The following is a 1,538-nucleotide window of genomic DNA, read 5'->3' as shown; positions in this document are numbered from 1 at the left end:
CCGCATCACCGCCGCCCGACAGACCGGAAGGTTTGGTTTGGGCGGTGGTGGGGGAATACCACGAAATGTGAGTGGTTGTGCAGAAAACGAGCGGTTGACCACCCCGAATGTCGTGGACGCCCGACCGGTCGTGGTTTCGGGGTGCCGATTTCATACCCCAGGTGTGAGATCTACCCGAAGAGAAGACCAAACCCTTGACTCCGCGGTACCGAATAGTAGATTGAGAGCGGTCATGTGACCTACCTCTCAAACGGTACGGAAGCCCGAGAGGTCGGTCATACGTGGTTTCTTCGACTGCGTGTTCGGGGCGTGACGCTCGGTGCTTTGTGTGCTCGGAATGTAACGCGCCCGCGTTCAGCAGATCGGAGTACTTGGATGAGTCCTGTCGAGACGGTGACCAGCCCAGTGACCAACAGAAGCTCGTCCGTGTCGAACACCCCGTCCGCGCCGAAGCCGGGGTCGCAGCCTCCCCGAACGCGGCGAACGCCGCCCCGGCAGAGCCGAGACGGCGTTCGTACGGTTCGGTTGCCTGTGTCAGGCTCCGCGGCGCTTCGCCTTCAGCAGGTCGAGGCGCTCCTTCAGCAGCTCCTCCAGTTCCTCCTTGGAACGGCGTTCGAGCAGCATGTCCCAGTGGGTACGCGGCGGCTTGACCTTCTTGGCTTCGGGCGCAGTCCCCTCGACCAGGGTTCCCTCGAGGCCGTTGCGGCACAGCCACGTGCCGGGAATCTCGGCATCGTCCGCGAAGGGAATGTCGAAGACCTCACCGTTGTCGCACCGGTACTTGGCCATCCGACGGGGCGCGAGGTCGTGGTCACGGTCGGTCTCGTAGCTCACCGCTCCGAGTCGACTTCCTCGAAGTACGCGATCTGCCATGGTTGTGTCCTCTCCTCGATCGTCTCCGCGCGAGTACGCCTGGACCAGAACCAAGCGTTCACACTCATCTACAACGCCACGGCCTCCCGATTGGTTCCCGCACGCCGCGCAGATGCAACCTCGACATCTTACCGGGCGGGCGTCGAGGCGCCGCGCAGTAAGGTGGTTGACCATGACCGGCGCCTCCCGCAGACCCGATTCCTGTGTGTGGTGCGGCCGCGAAGTGGCCGAGACGGGGATGGGGCGGCGCCGCCGGTATTGCCGCCAATCCTGCCGGCAGCGCGCATACGAGCAGCGCAACCAGGTCAAGGGCACGAGCATCCCCGCCGATGCGGTGGTGCTCACCTCGGAGGAAGCCTCCGCCATGGTCGACCGGGTTTTCCAGGTTCGATGTGCCGCCGAGGACGTGGCGACAGCCGTTGCCGAAGGTGCGGCGGCCCATGAGGTGGAGTCCCTGTGCGCCGACCTCGTGCAACTCGCACGTGAGGCCGAACGCTTCCGCTGAGCCTCGGACAGAGGCGGGGGAGCGTAGGACGCACTCTGCCCGACCGGTCCGACCGTCGCCCGTCGACGGCGATTCCGAAACGAACATCACGAATCGACGCACACCGGGCCCGCGCGTACAGCACGATCAGTACAGCGTGGGAGACCGGCGTCGGTGGGTC

At 65.0% G+C, this 1,538-nt stretch carries 2 protein-coding genes; one reads left to right on the top strand and one right to left on the bottom strand.

Going from position 1 to position 1,538, the window contains the following annotated elements:
* Window positions 1-534 precede the first annotated feature (534 nt).
* Entirely contained in the window at window positions 535-873 is a 339-nt protein-coding gene (locus RHA1_RS00755; RefSeq protein WP_005255751.1) for an RNA polymerase-binding protein RbpA, read from the bottom strand.
* 172 nt (window positions 874-1,045) lie between these two features.
* Here RHA1_RS00755 and RHA1_RS00750 point away from each other — a divergent pair, with 172 nt between their 5' ends.
* A complete protein-coding gene (locus tag RHA1_RS00750) occupies window positions 1,046-1,378 on the top strand; it encodes a hypothetical protein (RefSeq protein WP_005246337.1) in 333 nt (110 codons plus the stop codon).
* Window positions 1,379-1,538 lie beyond the last annotated feature (160 nt).

Origin of the sequence: Rhodococcus jostii RHA1 (genome assembly GCF_000014565.1) — a bacterium.
Lineage (GTDB): Bacteria > Actinomycetota > Actinomycetes > Mycobacteriales > Mycobacteriaceae > Rhodococcus_F > Rhodococcus_F jostii_A.
The sequence above is the reverse complement of the archived record's forward strand: the minus strand, read 5'-3'. Positions and strand labels throughout refer to the sequence as shown.

What these genes read in the sequence shown, in the direction of transcription:
- RHA1_RS00755 (WP_005255751.1), bottom strand. Translation starts at nt 873, where the DNA reads ATGGCAGATCGCGTACTTCGAGGAAGTCGACTCGGAGCGGTGAGCTAC.
- RHA1_RS00750 (WP_005246337.1), top strand. Translation starts at nt 1,046, where the DNA reads ATGACCGGCGCCTCCCGCAGACCCGATTCCTGTGTGTGGTGCGGCCGC.